Here is an 18095-nt window from a genome sequence, read left to right on the forward strand (position 1 = left end):
GGCCGGGGGCACGATCTGTTGTTGGCTATTCGACAAACGCGTTCTGGTGGTAAGCCAGGGCTTCGCTGTCAAACTCCCGGATGAAGTCCGGCAGTTCTTGCTGGTCCCGGCTTTCAGGTTGGATCTGGTGTTTCAGGCTGATGGTGTCGCCGACCTGGCCGATAAACTGGTCAACCTTGTCCTGATCCCCTTCGATACCGTGGAAGAACTCCAGCTCTTCCCGGGTATAGGGGTGCATTTCTGCGCCGTCACACACCAGGTTCCAGTAGTCCTCGTAATCCGAGAAGCGAACGGCGCTGTAGTCGGACATCGTCGTATCCCAGTCTTTGTCGCCATTCAGGTACATCGCCAAGTGTGTCGACAGCAGTTCGGCGTCTCTCAAGGCATGGGTAATGCCCATCGCCGTCCACTGGTCCTTGAAGCTGCAGGCATCGCCTACCAATGCCCAGCCGTTCCCCCAGTTTTCGCGGTGGAAAGCGACCATTCGCCCCATCGCCTTGAAGGGTTCGACCCGTTCCCCCTGTTTCACCAGCTCGGCAACATCCGGGGCAACAAACTCGTAGGTTTTGAAAAAGCTTGTTTCCGGGTCTTTGCTGAAGTCGCCCCACCACTCGGTAGGGCCATACACCAGCACCAGGTGGCGGTCTTCCATGGTGGGGAAGATCGCTGTGCCAAAGCGGCCGCGCTTGTGGATGCAGAGTTCAGGTTTGTCGATACCGGAGAAGTAGCCGTAGTAGGCAAAGGTGGACTTCTCACGTACGGCCGTCTTCTGGGCGTTTACCTGGGTGGCAAACTGAGACATGCGGCCGTCGGCGCCGATGACTACTCGCGCGCGGGCTTCAAATGCAGCCCCGTCCGCTGGAACGGCGCGGATGCCAACAACGGCACCGTCTTCTTCAATCAGCGATTCGACCCGGGTGGCCTGCCGAACCTCGGCACCGGAGGCCTGGGCTTCTTCGAGCAATACCTGGTCAAGGAAAAAGCGGCGGGGGCCAGCGTAGTAGTCAACGACCCCGTGATCATCGCCATGCAGGGCAACAAAACGGTCCCGAATGGCTTGAATGGGGACGCCGCCATGCAGCCGAATGCCTTCGATGTTGATTTCCATCTGCTTGAAGTGCGGGGTTTCTTCCAGAATCCGGTCGGCGACGCCCAGACGGTTCAGGTAAGACATGCCGCGGGGCCAGATGAAGTGGGTCGAATTTGCATCCCGGGGGAAGGTGGCCTTTTCGACAACCAGCACCCTGAACCCTTTCCGGGCCAGCCAGGCAGCCGTTGGGGCGCCGGATACGCTTCCGCCCACGACGATGACATCGTATTGCTCAGTCATGATACCTCCTTGTAAACAGTGATGATTTGCGGTTTAAACGCTTGCTGGGACAGGCCATTCGGCCGTTACCAGGCCTGCTGGTACTGGAAGTCTTCCAGGGAGACTTTGTAGTGCTCCAGCCAGGGGTTGTAACGGATACAGTAGGACTGCGGGTAATAGCCGGACTCCTGGAACGCCTGGGGCTGCTTGATCGGGAAGCAGCTGTTGGGCTGGGTCAGCAGGAATTCGCGGGTGATCATCGGCTCGTAGAAGGTGATGCGGCCATCGTAGGCGCCGAGGATAAAGGTGTGGGTGTAGTCACCCCCATTGAGTTCCGGGCTCAGGCTGTCGACATAGTGGTTACCCATATGGGCGAAGGCCAGCTGGGTATTCATGTAGTCCGGGTGAATGTACTGGTCTGGTACCGGCACGATGGCTTCCTGCTCCTGGGCGCAGTTCATCAGGCCAGGGCAGGGGCCGGGAGTAATCAGGTGTCGTTCGGTTTGGGAGGCGGTGTAGAAGTGGAAGTCGAGGTGCGGTTTGTCATAGACCCCAGCTGGAATGTGACCGTGGGGCTCCCAGTTGATGGTAATGCTGTTGAACGGGGTGGAGTTGTCGCCAAAGTGCATGGTCTTTGAGTGGCCGCCGACGCACTCGCTGTGAATGTCTATGTCGTTGTTACCATCCACGTCAAAGCAGGTTTTTCCATCATGCATCGGCTGGCCTTCACCGCCAGGCATGCCTTCCAGAGTGTCTTTGTGGAAGACAACACCCACAGAAAGCGGAATTCCATTTGCATCAAGCCGTGAGAATGCGCGGTAAGCACCATCGCCAAAGGCCAGCTTGTCTCCCAGCAGGGTTGTGCCCCACTGGCCGTCGCCAATAAAGGACGAAAGTTCGCTGGTGTTCGCGCCAGTTGCGCGGTTTTCCGGGGCAGCGGCGGTAGCCTCCAGCCCCATGCTGAAACACGCCAGAGCCAAAACGGCTTTTTTGATCGTCATATACCCTCCTTGGTCGGGAAAATTGTGGTGAAGAAGGTGCAGAACATCTTTTATCTGTTCGCAAGTCCGTTCTGCGAAGGAGGCTGAATTGTTGCAAGGGGGCTGGAGCGTGCATATAGCTCGATCAGGCTATAGTCACCGGGCAGGCGTTTGCGTTATCGGGCTTGGCGATGAGGGTGTTGAAGCGGGAGGGAACCGCGGCAGAAGGCCGTCAGTTTGACGGCCATACCGACATGGCGGATTGAATGATGTCGTTGAGTTTGGCTTCAGGCGCGCCGCCCTTTGCCTGCACAGCCAAGCCCGCTATCAGGGTGAAAAACAGTTTGGCCAGGCGTTCAGGATCGGCACTCTCTGCCAGTTCGCCTTTTGCTTTGGCCCGCCGCAGGTGTTCAGCGAGTATGACCTCGTTGCCATGCAGGGCCTCTTTAAGGGCGCTTTCAACTTCGCCCGGCACAATGGTGCCGCCGATATCGGCTGTGCCGTTGATGATAAAGCAGCCGCCCGGCAATGACGGGTTGGTTAACATCCGGGCAATGGAGGTCAGGTAGGCTTCCACGGCTTCCTTGCTGTCCCGTTCCGGGCTCAGCTCATCCCCATGGCTTTCCACCAACAAGTTCAGATAGCGCGTCAGGGCCTTCAGATACAGTGACTTCTTGTCACCGAACGCCCCGTAGAGGCTGGGCTTATTCAGATTGGTGGCCTTGGTCAGCTCGCTCAATGACGTGCTCTGGAACCCATGTTTCCAAAATACCTTGAGCGCTGCATCCAGCACGACGTCTTCGTTAAAGCTGCGTGGCCTGCCTCGTTCCACGGACATTTTTGTTCTCGCAACAATTTAATTGACACCGAGTATAGCACGCACTAGATTATTTACCGGTCGGTACAAAAATGTAGTCGACAACCGACAGTCCCGGTTGGAACTGTCTCAACGTACCTGTTTTTAGATTCCAATTTTAGAAACCAATGAGAAAAGGATTTTGAACATGAGCAAACTTGCAGGAAAGACCGCACTGATTACCGGCGGAACCACAGGCATTGGTTACGCAACCGCCAAACTCTTTCTCGAAGAAGGTGCTAATGTCGTCGTTACCGGCCAGAGCGCAGAGCGGGTGAAGAGTGCGGGTGAAAGCCTGGGCAATGGCGCTGTTGCGCTCCAGGCCGATGTCGCTTCCCTGGCGGATATGGCGAGAGTCGCTCAGGAAATCCGTGGGCGGTTCGGCAAGCTTGATATCCTGTTTGCAAATGCGGGTATTGCTTGCCCAATGCCGTTCTCCGATGTGAACGAAGAGAACATCAACAGTCAGATTGACGTCAATTTCAAAGGCGTGATCTATTCAATCCAAAGCGTTCTGCCGCTTCTCAACAACCCCTCCAGCGTTGTAATCACGTCAACAACCATGATCGAAAAAGGTGTTGCCGGTATGAGTGTCTATGCAGCCACCAAAGCTGCCGTGCGCTCACTTGCCCGCACCCTCTCCGCAGAATTCGCGGGTCGTGGTATCCGTGTGAACACCATCAGCCCGGGTCTGATCGAAACCCCGATCTACGGGAAGCTTGGTATGTCCGAAGAGGCTGTTTCTGAGTGGGCCGGCCAACTGCTCAAGCAGGTACCGGCGGCCCGTTTGGGGCAGGCTGACGAAGTGGCGAAAACCGTGCTGTACATGGCCAGTGACGACTCGGCTTACATGCTGGGAGAAAGCGTGCTGCTGGACGGCGGTATGGCCAACATCTAAGCCTGTGCAGCTTTGGCTGAAGCACCGATGAGTCGGGCTTCAGCCGCGATCAAGGCTGTTGCTGCTGTTGCTCGTCCAGGGATCGGGCGAGCAACGGGGTGATGGCCTGCTTTTCCCCCTCCGCAAACATCTGCTGATTTCCATTCCTTAATGCCCAGAGGCCACTGACGGTGGCAATGGCTATGCCTTGCTCATCGAGCGTGGGAAGGTGTTTCTCAAGGTAGTCCACGGTGACCGTATGGGGGTGACCGATGGCAATGGCACTGCCGTTCTCGCGGGCCAGGCGAATCAGTCGCTGGAACTGACGGTGCACAAACTCTTCGGTTTGTTCATGGTCGAGGAAAACATCTCGGGTCAGGGTTGGAATTCGATACGCTTCGGCAACATCGCTGGCAATTGAGTTGGCGATTGTTCGGCTGTCCACAAAATAGAGCGGGTAACGGTAGAGTTCGGACATCACCCACTCCATGGGCTCCAGCATCTGTGTCAGGCGGCTGCCCATGTGGTTATTGACGCCACTGACGTGGGGGATGGACTGCAGTGAACGGCGCAAGGTTGTAATGGTGCTCTGGCGGTCCATGGTGCTGCTGAGCCCGCCAGGCCCCAGGTCAAAATCCCGGGTATTGGCCATGGGGGCATGGAGCATGATTTCCTTGCCCTGCTGGTGGGCCTGCTCTGCGAGCGTCTGGGTGAAGCGCCGGTAGGGCAGAAATGCCAGGGTGAGCGGTTGCTCAAGGGCAATAAGCCGTTCTCCCTCCACCCGGTTGTGGCCCATATCGTCAATAATGATGGCGATGGTGGGCATCTGGCGGGGTGGGGTGTCGGGCTGAGGCTCGGCCGCGATCAGGGCCGGGGCTACCAATAGGCCGGCCAGCAATAGCAGGTGACGCATCAGTGCTGCTCGTCCCCATTCTGTTGCCGTTCAAGGATGCTCATGCCTTTCAGCAGGTTCAGGGCTGAACGCAGCTGGAAGTCCAGGTCAATTGGCGATGCCGCTTGCTCTGCAGAGCGGCGATCGCCGGCTCTGGACTCTTCGGCGTCACCATTTTCAAGGTGACCGCTCAGGTCGGCTTCGGTAAAGAACGGTTGGCCGTCAAACTCGGTGAGCCGGGCCGGGCGTACTTCAATGTCTGGGCGAATGCCCCGGGCCTGAATAGATCGGCCATCGGGGGTGTAATAGCGGGCGGTGGTCATCTTGATGGCGTGGGTTTCATCCAGGGGGATGACGGTCTGGACCGAGCCTTTACCAAATGACTGGGTGCCCATGATCACCGCGCGATGGTGGTCCTGGAGGGCACCGGCAAGGATCTCCGAGGCTGATGCCGAGCCACCGTTAATCAACACCACCACGGGCGTATCATTGGATATGTCACCCGGGGTCGCACTGAAACGCAGCCGTGAGCTGGGAATGCGGCCTTCGGTATAGACCACCAGGCCTCCGTCCAGCAGCGCATCAGCGGCTTCAACTGCGGCCTGAAGAATGCCGCCGGGGTTATTGCGAACGTCGATGATCAGGCCGTCAAGGCTGCCATCGTTCTCGGCCATCAGTGCTTCGATGGCAGAGCTGAATTCAGTGCCGGTTTCGGCCTGGAACTGGGTGATACGAACATAGCCGTAGCCGTTTTCCAGCAGACGGGATTTGACGCTGGTGACCTTGATGACATCGCGTACTACGTCAATCTCAATCGGCGCGCTTTCGCTTTCCCGCATGATGGTCAGGGTGAGCGTGGTACCGGGTTCTCCCCGCATCAGGCCGACGGCTTCCTCAAGGGATAGTCCCTTGACCGGTTGGTCGCCCAGTTTGATGATCAGGTCGCCTGCCTGCACACCGGCTTTGTGGGCGGGAGTGTCGTCAATCGGCGCGATGACTTTGACGAAGCCATCTTCCATGCCAACCTCAATGCCCAGTCCGCCAAATTCACCGGTGGTGCTTTCTTCCAGTTCTTCGTATTCCTGTGGTGCCAGATAGGTGGAATGGGGGTCAAGGTCGGCCAGCATGCCCTTGATGGCGCTTTCCAGTAATTGCCGGTCATCCACTTCTTCAACGTAGGCTTCTTTGATGCGGCTGAATACCTCAGTGAACTTCCTCAGGTCATCCAGCGGCAGCTGAAGTTCGGGGTCAGGTAGCTGAAGCTGGATTTGCTGGCGGTCTCCCTCAAGCAGGATTTCTTCGGAGCTTGGTGTGTCCTGGCCGAGGGCCAGTCCGGGAAGGGTCAGTAAGCAGGCTGTGCCGAGGAGTGTGCGAAAGCCGTTCAAGCGGTATTTACTACGTGCCGTTCCCATTCACCTGTCCTGTTATTCTGAATGAAGGTCGTGCCCTGGATCGCCAGGGAAATCCGATGCTTGCCGACAGTATGGCGCTCTGGCCCGGCTTTGTCAGCCCTGGCTGCGGACCTCGTGAACAGATTGGGGCTTTTAGCGCCGCGCCAGCCAGCGGTTCGGGTTTTGAGGGGTGCCGTTGTGGCGGATCTCGAAATACACGGCGGGCTGGTCGGTGCCCCCGGTCTGCCCGGCAATGGCAATGGTTTGTCCGGCGGCAACCCAGTCACCCGGGGAGGTTAACAGGCTGCTGCTGTGGCCATACAGGCTCATGTAGCCATCGCCGTGATCAACAATGGTGAGCAGGCCGAAGCCTCTAAGCCAGTTGGCGAACACCACGCGGCCGTAATGCACTGCTTTGACATCGGCGTCGCTGTTGGTTGCCAGTAGCAGGCCATTGTGACTGAGCCGGCCCTGCGCCAGGCTTTCGCCGTAATTGCGAAGCACCGTGCCTTGGCTCGGCCAGGGCAGTTTGGAGCGCAGTGAGCGGAACGGTTGGGATTCGTTCGGCGCAGGAATGCTGGCGATGGCGGCTTCGACTTCCCTGAGCAGTTTTTCCAGCCGCACCCGGTCGGCTTCCAGGGTTTCCCGCTGGCTCTGGCGGCTGTTGATGTCCGAACGCAGGGCGACCAACGTGCGTTCCCGCTGCGCCTTGGAGCTTTCCAGATTGCGTTGGCGTTGGGCCACGTCCTGCTCCAGAGAGGACAGTCTCAACTGGGTGGCGCTGGCCTGTTGTTGAGTTTCCTGCAGCGCCCGCAAACTGGCGTGGAAAGCCTCCAGGCGCTCCACCGTGTCCCGGCTCAGGTATTCGTAATAGGTCATGGTCCGGGCAATGTTTTCCGGATCAACCTCATTCAGCAATACCTTGATGGTCGGTGTGTCGCCGGCCATCCAGGCAGCCCGGATCTGCTGCCGCAGGCTCTGGCGCTGGCGGTTAAGGGTTATGCTGAGTTCGGCCTCCTGGGCATTGAGATCGGCCAGGCGGCGGCGCTGGGCGGTAATCTGCTGGCGGAGTTCGCGGCGCTCACGGGTGAGGCGGCTGATTTCCTGTTCGCTGCGAACCAGTGTCTGTTCCAGCTCGGAGCGCTCTTCTTCCGCGTCTTTCAGCCAGTCGTCGATTTCGGCGATCTGCTCTTTAAGCTCGCGGATCTGGCTGGGAGACACGCTGTCCTGAGCCAGCGTATGGGCGGAGGGCAACAACAGGATCGTAAGCAAAAGGTGGGGGATAAGGCTGCGGCCAGAGAGCATCCGCCAGCGGTTGCCAGCGGATGTTCCGGTTTTGAGGGCGTGGGCTATACAGCGCATCCTGGCCGCGTGCCGTAGGTTGATCAGTGCTTACTGAGGGATGATCAGACTGTGGCCGGTCATCTCCTCCGGTTGCTCCAGATCCATCAGCGCCAGCAGGGACGGGGCAACGTCACTGAGTGCGCCGTCGTCGGCCAGCTTAAGCTTGCGCGGACCGACGTAAACCAGGGGCACCGGGCCAATGGTGTGGGCGGTGTGGACCTGGCCGGAGTTGGGGTCAGTCATCTGCTCACAGTTGCCGTGATCGGCAGTAATCAAGGCCTGGCCACCGACTTCGTTGAGGGCCTCGGCCACGCGTTGAACACACTGGTCAAGGCATTCTGCGGCCTTGATTGCGGCGTCCAGTTTGCCGGTATGGCCCACCATATCGCCATTGGCGTAGTTGCAGACAACCAGGTCGTACTTGCCGCTCTTGATGGCGTCCACCAGTTGGTCGGTGACTTCCGGGGCACTCATTTCCGGCTTCAGGTCGTAAGTGGCGACTTTGGGGGAGGGCACCAGGATACGGTCTTCGCCTTCAAACGGGGTTTCCAGGCCGCCATTGAAAAAGAACGTAACGTGGGCGTACTTCTCCGTTTCGGAGATGCGAAGCTGGGTTTTGCCCTGTTTGGCCATGATCTCGCCGAGGCCGTTGGTCAGCTTCTCAGGCGGGTAGGCGCAGGCGGTGTCGATGTCGGCGGCATACTCGGTGAGCATGACAAAGTCAGCCAGCTCCGGGTGCTTGCGGCGTTCGAAACCATCAAAGCCAGCATCCACAAACGCACGGGTTATCTCACGGGCGCGGTCGGCGCGGAAGTTCATGAACAGAACCGCGTCGCCTTCGTTAATGGTGGCTTCGCTGTCACCGGATTCACGGATGCGAGTGGGCTTGACGAACTCGTCGTTTTCACCGCGCTCATAGGCCTGCTCCAGGGCGATCACCGGGTTAGTCGCGGAAAATTCCGAGTCACCCAGGGTCAGCAGGTTGTAGGCGGCTTCAACGCGATCCCAACGGTTGTCGCGATCCATGGCGTAGTAACGACCGACGATGGAGGCAACCCGGCCAACGCCGAGAGACTTCATCTTCGCTGCGGCTTTTTCCAGGGAAGGCTGGGCGCTGCGGGGCGGCATGTCCCGGCCATCCAGGAAGGCGTGAATGTAAACTTCCTTGGCGCCGCGGCTGGCGGCGAGTTCAGCCGCTGCCAGAATATGGTCTTCGTGACTGTGCACACCGCCCGGAGACAACAGACCCAGCAGGTGCACCGCACGTCCGCTGCTGACGGCCTTGTCAATCGCGCTGCAAAGGACCGGGTGCCGGGCAAAGTCACCGTCTTCCAGTTCTTTGTCGATGCGGGTCAGGCTCTGGTAGACAACCCGGCCGGCACCCAGGTTCATGTGACCGACTTCCGAGTTACCCATTTGCCCCTGGGGCAGTCCGACAAACATCCCGGAAGTGTTGATCAGGGTCTTTGGCTGCTGCTGCCAGATCTGGTCCCAGTAGGGCGTATTGGCGTTGCTGATGGCGTTATCGTCAGCTGGGTCGCGGTGCCCCCAGCCGTCAAGAATAATCAGTGCAGTCGGCGTGCGCGTCACAGTCATCACTTGATCCGGTATGGTTATCGAGTTGAAAAAACAGAAGCGCTGATTCTACCCGTTTTGCATCAGTCAGGCTATGCGAGGTGCCTTCTGTCGTTGCTGGCGGGTGTGTATAATTCCGGGCCAAATTTATCTGCAGGGTTTGTTCATGGACAGGTTGTTCGAATTTATAGTCAATCACTACGTTCTGGTATCGGTCTTCGTTGCGCTGCTGGCCGCCCTGTTTGCGCTGGAATCGCGCCGTGGCGGGCAGAAACTGTCGGCTCAGGGGCTGATCGCCTTGCTGAATCGCGATGAAGCCGTGGTTGTGGATATCCGCGAACGTAAAGAATTCAGCGAAGGTCGCATTACCGGTTCCGTGCACATTCCGTTGAGCACCGTCAAAGAGCGGGCCTCCGAACTCAAGAAGCACGAAGGCAAGCAGATTGTCATCGTCGACAAAATGGGACAGCACGCTGCAATGGCGGTTAAGACATTGAACGAACAGGGTTTTGAAAACGTGGTTCGGCTCAATGGCGGCATTACCGACTGGAAGGCGAACAACCTGCCTCTGGTGAAGAAGTAATCACCTGGACTCCTTGGTGGATTGCGGCGGATCGGATTGCCCTTGAATTGGTGGCCAAACTGCCGCACTGTTTCACATCAGTGTGCAGTGCCAGCCGCTACACTGGGCTGGCGTTACAGTAACAACAACGGGCACATTGCCCTTTACCGAGATCGAAAGGATTGAACATGGCTGATAACCAGCAGGCCGCCGCAGGCACCGAGAACGCAAACCAACCCCAGTTCGCTCTCCAGCGGATCTACGTCAAGGACCTCTCTTTCGAGTCTCCGAATGCTCCCGTGGTGTTTCAGGAGCAGTGGAAGCCTCAGGTTAGCCTGGACCTGAATACTGCCCACACCAAAATCAGCGACAACCAGTACGAAGTGGTGTTGTCTCTGACCGTGACCACCAAGGTGGGTGACAAGGTAGCTTACCTGGTTGAGATTCAGCAGGCTGGCGTGTTCATGGTACAGGGATTTGAAGGTCCCCAGTTGGGCCAGATGCTGGGTGCATACTGCCCGACCATCCTGTTCCCTTACGCCCGTGAAGCGATCGACGGTGTGGTTGGTAAAGGCAGCTTCCCGGCCCTGATGCTGGCCCCTGTAAACTTCGACGCCATCTATGCTCAGGCGCTCAAGCGCAAGCAGGACGAAGCACAGGCGGAAGCCGCGGAAGGTCAGACTCACTGACACTTCTCTCCATGGCCGGTCCGCTGGGCCGGCCATCTGCTCGTTCCCTCATTTCTGTCTTTCCCGTTCAAACCCCTGACTGCAGTACCTCCGTCTCTTCGACGTTTCCCGGCTTAATGCGCTGACCACCCGTTCCCCTGGATTATGGTGTTCGCAGCATAAGTGGCGTTGCCTTGCATTGACTTCCATCAAAAGTTAAATAACAATCACTCTCATTCGTATTAATGATAAGGCGATGATTGTGGGTTTTGAACTGTCTGAGGATGGCCGCAAGGTGGCCTCGGCGCTGCTGTATTTCATTGGTGGTGCTGTGGTTGTTGGTGCAGGGATGCCAGTCCATGCCGGTGAGTCGGTGGAAGGGGCGCGATATCTCGATGAGCTCGTGGTGACGGGCACGCGCTCGGCGCGAACCGTCAGTGACACGCCGGTACGGACCGAAGTCGTCACCCAGCGGGAACTGGAGCGGACCCACGCCCGTGATGTGGCTGAGGCGCTGGAGAATGTGCCTGGCCTGTTGCTCCGGGAGATTCATGGCAAAGCGGGGCGGGAGGTCTGGCTCCAGGGCATTGATGCCGATCGGGTGCTGGTACTGATCGATGGCCTGCCCATGACCGCAACAACCGGCTCTGCTGTGGATGTCAGCCAGCTGGCCATTCTGGATATTGAGCGGATAGAGATCGTGAAAGGTGCCGTATCCGCGCAATACGGCAGCGCGGCGATGGGCGGAGTCATCAATGTCATCACCCGGGATGTGGCACCGGGTGTTCGGGGGGAGCTGGCCATCGACGGTGGAAGCTACGGTGAGCAAAATCCCAGCGGCGATGAGTGGAGCCCGGGCCGTTACAACCTGCGTGCGGGAGTCAACCTCGGTGGCGAGTCCCTGCGGTTGAGGGTGTCGGGTTCCAGCCAGCATTCAGACGGCATCGACCCTCAGCCGGACAGCTGGCAGCGGCCAGGGGATGAGTTCGATCGTCACCAGTTCAATAGCCGTTTGGCCTGGGTCCCAGCCGAAGGGCATGAAGTGTATGGGGAGGTGGGATTCTATGAGGAAGAGTCGGAATCCCGATACACCGTGGCAACTCCCGGCCCGTTTCCTAACCAGGGCAAGACCGAAAGTGTAGAGCGCCTCCGCTTTGCTGTGGGGGGCGACCACCGCCCCAGCGCCAGTGCCGGCTGGTTTTGGAGTCTGCTGCACGAGGGGCTGGCCGACGATACCGAAAAGTTCAATGCCAATGCCCGCTTCGATGCCCGCAAGGCGGACCAGCAGCTGCGTCAGGGGTCATTGCATACCGAGCTCAACCTGAATGATGCCCATCAGCTCATGCTGGGGGCGGACTATCGCTACGAAAATCTGGAGCAGAGTGTGGACGGCGAGACCGAGCTGATGGGCAACCAGGCGCGGGTTAGCCGGACCAGCCGCGAACTCTGGGTTCAGGACAGCTGGATGCCATCCGAGCGCTGGGAGTGGGTGCTTGGGTTCCGGGCTCAGGATGATTCGGACTTTGGTGACCATTATGCCCCCAAAATCAGTGGGCGCTATGACTTGGCCGCGACCGGATGGGCACAGCACTACATCCGGGCAAGCTGGGGCACCGGCTACCGGGTTCCGAACCTCAAAGAACGGTACTTCGAGTTCGATCACAGCCAGCTCGGGTATGTGGTCGAAGGCCAGCCCGACCTTGAGCCTGAATCCTCCAGTAACGTCCAGCTGGGTTGGGGAGTGAGTTTCGGGAATGTTGGCTGGCTTGAGGTGAGCGCCTTCCTCAACAACATCGATGACCTGATCCAGACCGAGCTGGATGCCGCCGTCACCGCAGCCCGCCCGGATGGGGTTCAGGTGTTCTCCTACAGCAACATCTCTAAGGCTCGAACCCGTGGTGTTGAGACAACCATGGGCTGGGCGCTGGCGTCAGGCTGGGAAGCCACCGCCGGGTATACCTATACCGAAGCTGAAGACCGGACGACCGGTCAGGACCTTAGCCGCCGGCCTGCGCATCAGGTGCAGCTGGGGCTGGATGGCCCGGGCGGTATTTCCGGTCTGAGCTGGACCGCCAGGTTTCGGGCCCAGAGCTCGGAAACCGTCGATGCCGCCTCCGGTATCACCTCGCCGGGCTATGGCACGGTCGACCTTTCACTGAACCAACGGCTGGGCGAAGACCTGCGAGTGTTCGCCGGTGTCGACAACCTCGCCAACCGTCAGCGGGATTTTGACCGGGCCGGCGAAGATTTTGGTCCGGTCGCCGGGCGCTATGTCTACGCCGGGATCACCTTGGGCTTTGGCCTTTAAACACGAAAACCACAGGAAAAGGAAAAACGAATGAGCAAGGTACGCTGGATTGCAACCCTGGCCCTTGGCAGCGCTGTGCTGAGCGGCTGCGGTGGGGGCAGTGACAACACGATCGCAGGTGACTCTGGGGCTGGGGCCGGTACCGGCACGGATGGTGGTGTGTTCACTGCGGTGATTGATGCCTCAGCCTACGACTCAAGGGTCTACTTCAACCTGAGTACCGGTGAAGTTGTCGCCCTGACGGATGCGCAGGCGGCAGCCTCCAGTGACTGGCACCTGGCACTCAAACGCTACGATATCCAGTTAAATGGCGGAGCCTCCGGACCAGGGACTGTGGTGGCTGCACTCGGCGCCGGGCAGGATGATTTTTATGATGGCAGCGGAGAGCCCATTGCCAACGTTTTTGTAAATGCCACGGCGGAGTCCGAGCTGGAGCACTTGCTGGCGGACTTCAGTGCCCCGGCAAGCTGGAGCAGTGATGTCGTGGTCAGCACCCTGGGCGACGACTGGTATGTGTACGACTACACCAACGGGAATATCTCCGCCAACGATGCCAACGGCTACCTGGTGCGCTCCGCGGAAGGCGACAGCTACGCCCGACTGCAAGTGACGGACTTTACCTTCCCAACCCGTACCGGGGAGGGGGTGACCAGTTTCGAAATGGCGTTCGATGTGCAGGTTGCTGGCTCCAGTCAATTTACTTCGGCGGCCACGTTCAACGGATCGATTCCTCCAGAAGGCGGCGAGCTCTGCTTCGACTTCGACAGCAACGCCACGGTGGACTGTATGGCCTCCAACAGCTGGGACATCGTGCTGGGCTTTTCCGGCCGAAGCCTTTACCTGCGGACCAACAGTGGCCCTTCCGGTTCCGGTGATGGCGGAGCCTTCGGCCCGTTCGATTGGCCTGAATTATCGGCATACACCAGTGCAACCACAGATCCCGGCGGCAGCAACCTGACGTCGCTCTACGCGGCAGACTCCACCGGTGGAGTCTTTGTGGAAAACAGCTGGTACGCCTATGGCGTGGCGGGAGGCCACCAACTGTGGCCTAACTATCGGGTTTATCTGGTTGATGTGGACAGCAACGATGGCAGCTCCCCGGTCTATGCGCTGCAGATGACCGGTTATTACGGCGGCAGTGATGGCAATGGTGCCAGTGGTCAGCCGGTTATCCGCTGGCGGGAAGTTACCCTGATGGAGGGCGAATAAATGGAAGCTACCCTGGATCGTACTCAAACCGCTTTGGTTGATCGTTGGCAAGCCTTGTTGCAGCAACAGCCCGGCCTGCGTATCCGCAATGCGGCAAAGGTGCTCGGTGTCAGCGAGCTGGAATTGCTGCTGTGCCGCGATGGTGCCAGCGTGCGCTCGCTGAAACCCGAGTTTGGTCGCCTGTTAAGTGCACTGGACCCGGTGGGTGAGGTGATGATTCTGAGCCGCAACGAGGAAGTGGTGCACGAAGTGACGGCGGCGTTCAGCGAGTTCAAGGTGGCCGGCTCCGGTACCATGGGCCTGGCGGTCGGCGACATCGACATCCGCGTGTTCTTCAGCCACTGGAAACATGCCTACCTGGTCACGGAAGACAGCCGGGTTGGTCCCCGTGAAAGCCTCCAGTTCTTCGATGGCCACGGACGTGCGTTGCATAAAATCTACCGGACCAAGGCAAGCAACGCAGAAGCCTGGGAGCAATTGATCGAGGCGTTTGTGGCAGAGGCGCCGGTGCTCCCGGAGCTGACTCCGCCACCCGCGCCGGAAGCGAGAGTGGAGGCCGCTACGGTGGACGTCCAGGCCCTGCGCCAGGACTGGGCGACTCTCAAGGATACCCATCACTTCCATGCCATGCTCAAACGCAACCAGGTGGATCGGCTGACGGCGGTCGAGGTGGTCGGACAGCCTTACAGCCAAAAGCTCCAGCGCCACTCTGAACTGGCCGAGTCGCCACTGGATCTACTGTTGGCGCAAGTCAGGGATAGCGGCTGCCCGATCATGGTGTTTGTGGGCAATCCCGGCATTGTGCAGATCTTTACTGGCTCTGTTCGCAACCTGCGTCGGACCGGGGAGTGGATGAACGTCCTCGATCCGGGTTTCAACCTGCATGCAAATACTCAGGGCATTACCGACTGGTGGGTGGTACGGAAACCGACCACGGATGGCATGGTGACTTCGGTGGAGGGGTACAACGCTGACGGTGAAATCGTGATTACGCTGTTTGGAAAACGCAAGCCCGGGCAGCCGGAGTCTGAAGCGTGGCAAGCCGAAGTGCGGGCTCTGGAGGCGGCACTATGCGTTTGATGGTCATCGCACTGGCGGTGTTGGTCAGCCAGGGAGCGTTAGCCGCCAGCCCAGTGGGCTCGGTGAGCCAACAGCGGGTAGTCAGTGCCGACGGCGCCATCACCGAGACGATCTTTGCCCTTGGTGGCGGCGCCAGTGTGGTCGGGGTGGATACCACCAGTACCTACCCGGCGGCGGTGCAGGCACTGCCCAAAGTAGGATACCTGCGGGCGCTGCCGTTCGAAGGGGTGCTGTCGCTTCAGCCGGACCGATTGATCACCACCGAGGACGCAGCTCCGGAGCAGGCGTTGGGCCGACTCGAACGTGCCGGAGTGCGTGTCGAACGTCTGCCAATCCCCAGAACCCCAGAACAGTCCCTGGCCCGCATTGAGCAGGTTGGGGCGTTGATCGGGCGTGATGCGGCCGCAGCTGAGCTAATCACCCGGTTGGATCATGAGCTTGATGCGGTAACCGCTCAAGCCGAGGCTCGTGGCTGGCGGCCGAGGGTGTTGTTTATCCTGTCTGCGGGAAATCATGGGGTGGTGTTTGGTGGGGCGGAAACCGGTGCCGATGCCTTGTTGCAGAGTCTGAATGCCGACAATGCGATGGCTGCGGTGAGCGGATACAAGCCCGCCAGTCGTGAAGCCGTTATCGCATCCACGCCGGATGCCATCGTGATTGCCGAGGCCTGGCCGGGGCAGTTCCAGATTGATGACTGGCCGGAGCTGGCCCGGCTGCCAGCCTGGCAGGCGGGGCATCGCTATGTCGGAGACAGCATGTTCCTGCTCGGTTTTGGCCCCCGCTTGCCCGAGGCCATGGCCGCTGTAAATGGGGTATTGCCAAGCCGGGCTGTACCGCTTGATGGCCACTGATGTCGTTCGCCGGGCGCCGCCGGCCTATGTCTACGCAGGGCTGGGCGCCCTGTTGGTAGCGGTATCGCTGCTGTCTTTGGGGAGTGGTGCCTATCCGTTGTCGGTGGAACACATCGTTCGCCTTCTGAGCGGGCAGGCTGGTGCCGACGGTGCCGCTCATATGGTGCTGTTCGAGGTGCGCCTGCCACGCCTGCTGCTGGGATTCCTCACGGGGGCCGTGCTTGCGGTGTCAGGGGTTGTGCTGCAAGGGCTGTTTCGCAACCCGCTGGCGGACCCGGTGCTGATCGGTGTGTCTGGTGGTGCAGCGATGGCAGCGGTGGCGGTTATTGTCCTTGGTGGTAGCTGGTTGGCTGGCTGGAGTCTGTTGGCGGGCCGCTGGGCATTGCCGCTGGCCGCTTTCCTGGGTGCCGCCAGCACGACTTTCCTGGCCTGGCGTATCGCCAGTCGCGGTGGGCAAGTCTCGGTGGCGACGCTGTTGCTGGCGGGGATTGCAATAAACGCCATTGCTGGCGCCCTGACCGGGCTGATGGTGTTTCACGCCGATGACAGTGAGTTGCGATCGCTGACCTTCTGGAACATGGGCAGTCTCGGTCAAGCCAGTTGGGATGACCTGAAAATCGCTGGCCCCTGGATGGTGCTGGCGCTGGTACTGGCCCCTTTTCTGGCCCGACCGTTGGATGCCTTTGCCATGGGCGAGTCGGTGGCGGGGCACCTGGGATTTTCGGTAGATTGGGTCAAGCGTGCCGCCGTCGTGCTGGCAGCGCTGGGAGCGGGGGCTGCGGTTGCCGTAACAGGGCTGATTGGCTTTGTCGGCCTGGTGGTGCCCCATCTGTTGCGGCAGATGATTGGTGCCGGTCACCGGCTACTGTTGCCTGCGTCTGCCCTCGGAGGAGGTGCGTTGCTGGTAGGAGCTGATTGCCTGGCCAGGGTGATTGTGGCGCCGGCGGAGCTGCCCATTGGTCTGATGATGGCCCTGCTGGGGGGGCCTTTCTTTCTCGTTCTGCTGATACGAATGCGGGGGTACTGATGGCGTTTGATTCCGGCGCGGTTCTGGATGTGAGCGATGTGAGCTTTCGGGTGGGGCGCCAGGCGGTTTTGACGCAAGTGTCGCTGCGGGTCGAACGTGGCGAGTTTGTGGCGTTGCTGGGCCCGAACGGTGCTGGCAAATCCTCCCTGTTAAGAGTGGTGTCTGGTGAGTGCCGCCCTGAGTCCGGGCAGGTCCGTATTGCGGGCCGGGCGCTGGCGAGTTGGCGTCGGCGAGATCTGGCACGACACCGGGCCGTTATGCCGCAGAAGGTGGACGTCAGCTTCCCGTTCACCGCCCGCGAAGTGGTGGCTTTGGGGTGTCCGGCGGACCGAGTGACTGGTCGCCAAGCCTTGATCGACTCGCTATTGAGCCGTCTGGGTGTAGCGGACCTTGCCGACCGTCTGATAGGGAGCCTGTCTGGCGGTGAACAACAGCGGGTTCAGCTGGCGCGGGTGCTGGCCCAGGTCTGTGACAGTGACGGGCCACGGCTGCTGTTATTGGATGAATGCACGTCGGCTCTGGACCCGGCCCAGCAGCAGTTGGTGTTCTCGCTACTGCGGGAGCTGGCGAGTGTGGAAGGCTACGCGATTGTTGCGGTGGTGCATGACCTGAACCTGGCCGCCGCCCATGCCGATCGCCTGGTGATGATGTGCAAGGGGCGGGTAGTGGCGGATGGCCCTCCACTAATGGTACTGGCGCCTGACCTGTTGCGGCAGGTTTATGGTCTTAATTCCCGGGTAGAGCGGCTTCCGGAAGGGTATCCGGTTGTGGTGCCACTTGTTGGGGGGCACTATTCTCAGGAAATGGCCGAGCCAGTATCTTCGCAACGATGTCCTCGAATTCCCCAGACTGCTTTATCGCGCTAAGTTGCTCTGACAGGCAGGGCTGATCCTGCTCATGCGATGAATGGATATAGTGATACAGGGGGGCGGTGATCAGGTGTTCCCCAATCAGCAATTTCGGGTTCTTGTGGACAGCCGAGATGGCGTCCCAATGGAGTGCCAGTGCGACATCAATACGGTTTAGTTCCAGCAGCTGGACCAGCTTGGCCGTGCTGGTGGTTGGCACCTGGATAACTTCCGGGGGGAGTATGGAGTCCACCATCCGGTAGCCATTGATATAGCCAACCCGGTTACCACTCAGGATGCGATGGTCACTCGGTAATT

The 18095-nt window shown here is 59.6% G+C and carries 16 protein-coding genes; 9 read left to right on the forward strand and 7 right to left on the reverse strand.

Annotated features, from left to right (window positions below; translation table 11 throughout):
* Positions 1–25: 25 nt before the first annotated feature.
* The 3 genes from BMZ67_RS18045 to BMZ67_RS18055 all read right to left on the reverse strand — a co-directional run bounded on the left by BMZ67_RS18045 (position 26) and on the right by BMZ67_RS18055 (position 3127).
* Entirely contained in the window at positions 26–1330 is a 1305-nt protein-coding gene (locus tag BMZ67_RS18045) for an FAD-dependent oxidoreductase (RefSeq protein ID WP_092026672.1), read from the reverse strand.
* A gap of 65 nt (positions 1331–1395) precedes the next feature.
* The gene (locus BMZ67_RS18050; protein ID WP_092026674.1) at positions 1396–2310 is read right to left on the reverse strand and encodes a hypothetical protein; all 915 of its coding nucleotides are present in this window, start codon (positions 2308–2310) and stop codon (positions 1396–1398) included.
* Between the two features lie 211 nt (positions 2311–2521).
* Positions 2522–3127 carry a TetR/AcrR family transcriptional regulator gene (locus BMZ67_RS18055; RefSeq protein WP_092026677.1) on the reverse strand — a complete coding sequence of 202 codons (606 nt, stop codon included), beginning with the start codon at positions 3125–3127 and terminating at the stop codon, positions 2522–2524.
* Between the two features lie 166 nt (positions 3128–3293).
* Between BMZ67_RS18055 and BMZ67_RS18060 the strand changes: the two genes are divergently transcribed.
* Positions 3294–4043, forward strand: a complete 750-nt coding sequence (locus tag BMZ67_RS18060; protein WP_092026679.1) for an SDR family oxidoreductase — start codon at positions 3294–3296, stop codon at positions 4041–4043.
* A 49-nt stretch (positions 4044–4092) separates the two neighbouring features.
* Here BMZ67_RS18060 and BMZ67_RS18065 read toward each other — a convergent pair whose 3' ends face one another.
* From BMZ67_RS18065 to gpmM, 4 genes are all read right to left on the reverse strand, one after another.
* Entirely contained in the window at positions 4093–4935 is an 843-nt protein-coding gene (locus BMZ67_RS18065) for a divergent polysaccharide deacetylase family protein (protein ID WP_092026682.1), read from the reverse strand.
* On the reverse strand, positions 4935–6326 hold the full coding sequence (locus tag BMZ67_RS18070) for a S41 family peptidase (protein WP_092026684.1): 1392 nt from the start codon (positions 6324–6326) through the stop codon (positions 4935–4937). The genes BMZ67_RS18065 and BMZ67_RS18070 overlap by 1 nt, the downstream gene beginning before the upstream one ends.
* Positions 6327–6458: 132 nt before the next feature.
* Positions 6459–7610, reverse strand: coding sequence for a murein hydrolase activator EnvC family protein (locus BMZ67_RS18075; protein WP_092026687.1), 1152 nt, complete (start codon positions 7608–7610; stop codon positions 6459–6461).
* Positions 7611–7697: 87 nt separating this feature from the next.
* Complete coding sequence (gpmM, locus tag BMZ67_RS18080; protein ID WP_092026689.1) at positions 7698–9245, reverse strand: 2,3-bisphosphoglycerate-independent phosphoglycerate mutase; 1548 nt, start codon at positions 9243–9245, stop codon at positions 7698–7700.
* Between the two features lie 145 nt (positions 9246–9390).
* On the opposite strand from gpmM, the gene BMZ67_RS18085 reads away from it, so the two are divergent.
* From BMZ67_RS18085 to BMZ67_RS18120, 8 genes are all read left to right on the forward strand, one after another.
* Complete coding sequence (locus BMZ67_RS18085; protein WP_092026692.1) at positions 9391–9807, forward strand: rhodanese-like domain-containing protein; 417 nt, start codon at positions 9391–9393, stop codon at positions 9805–9807.
* Between the two features lie 167 nt (positions 9808–9974).
* Positions 9975–10475, forward strand: coding sequence for a protein-export chaperone SecB (secB, locus tag BMZ67_RS18090; RefSeq protein WP_092026694.1), 501 nt, complete (start codon positions 9975–9977; stop codon positions 10473–10475).
* 235 nt (positions 10476–10710) lie between these two features.
* Positions 10711–12762: a TonB-dependent receptor plug domain-containing protein gene (locus BMZ67_RS18095; RefSeq protein ID WP_245750032.1), complete on the forward strand. Its 2052-nt coding sequence runs from the start codon at positions 10711–10713 to the stop codon at positions 12760–12762.
* A 30-nt stretch (positions 12763–12792) separates the two neighbouring features.
* Positions 12793–13971, forward strand: coding sequence for an HmuY family protein (locus BMZ67_RS18100; protein WP_092026697.1), 1179 nt, complete (start codon positions 12793–12795; stop codon positions 13969–13971).
* Complete coding sequence (locus tag BMZ67_RS18105; protein WP_092026700.1) at positions 13972–15051, forward strand: hemin-degrading factor; 1080 nt, start codon at positions 13972–13974, stop codon at positions 15049–15051.
* Positions 15042–15902, forward strand: a complete 861-nt coding sequence (locus tag BMZ67_RS18110) for a heme/hemin ABC transporter substrate-binding protein (RefSeq protein ID WP_092026702.1) — start codon at positions 15042–15044, stop codon at positions 15900–15902. The genes BMZ67_RS18105 and BMZ67_RS18110 overlap by 10 nt, the downstream gene beginning before the upstream one ends.
* Positions 15892–16929, forward strand: a complete 1038-nt coding sequence (locus tag BMZ67_RS18115; RefSeq protein WP_092026705.1) for a FecCD family ABC transporter permease — start codon at positions 15892–15894, stop codon at positions 16927–16929. The genes BMZ67_RS18110 and BMZ67_RS18115 overlap by 11 nt, the downstream gene beginning before the upstream one ends.
* Positions 16929–17795, forward strand: a complete 867-nt coding sequence (locus tag BMZ67_RS18120) for a heme ABC transporter ATP-binding protein (RefSeq protein ID WP_092026707.1) — start codon at positions 16929–16931, stop codon at positions 17793–17795. The genes BMZ67_RS18115 and BMZ67_RS18120 overlap by 1 nt, the downstream gene beginning before the upstream one ends.
* Positions 17796–18095 lie beyond the last annotated feature (300 nt).

This window comes from Marinobacter zhejiangensis (assembly GCF_900114775.1).
In the GTDB taxonomy this organism is placed as follows: Bacteria; Pseudomonadota; Gammaproteobacteria; order Pseudomonadales; family Oleiphilaceae; genus Marinobacter; species Marinobacter zhejiangensis.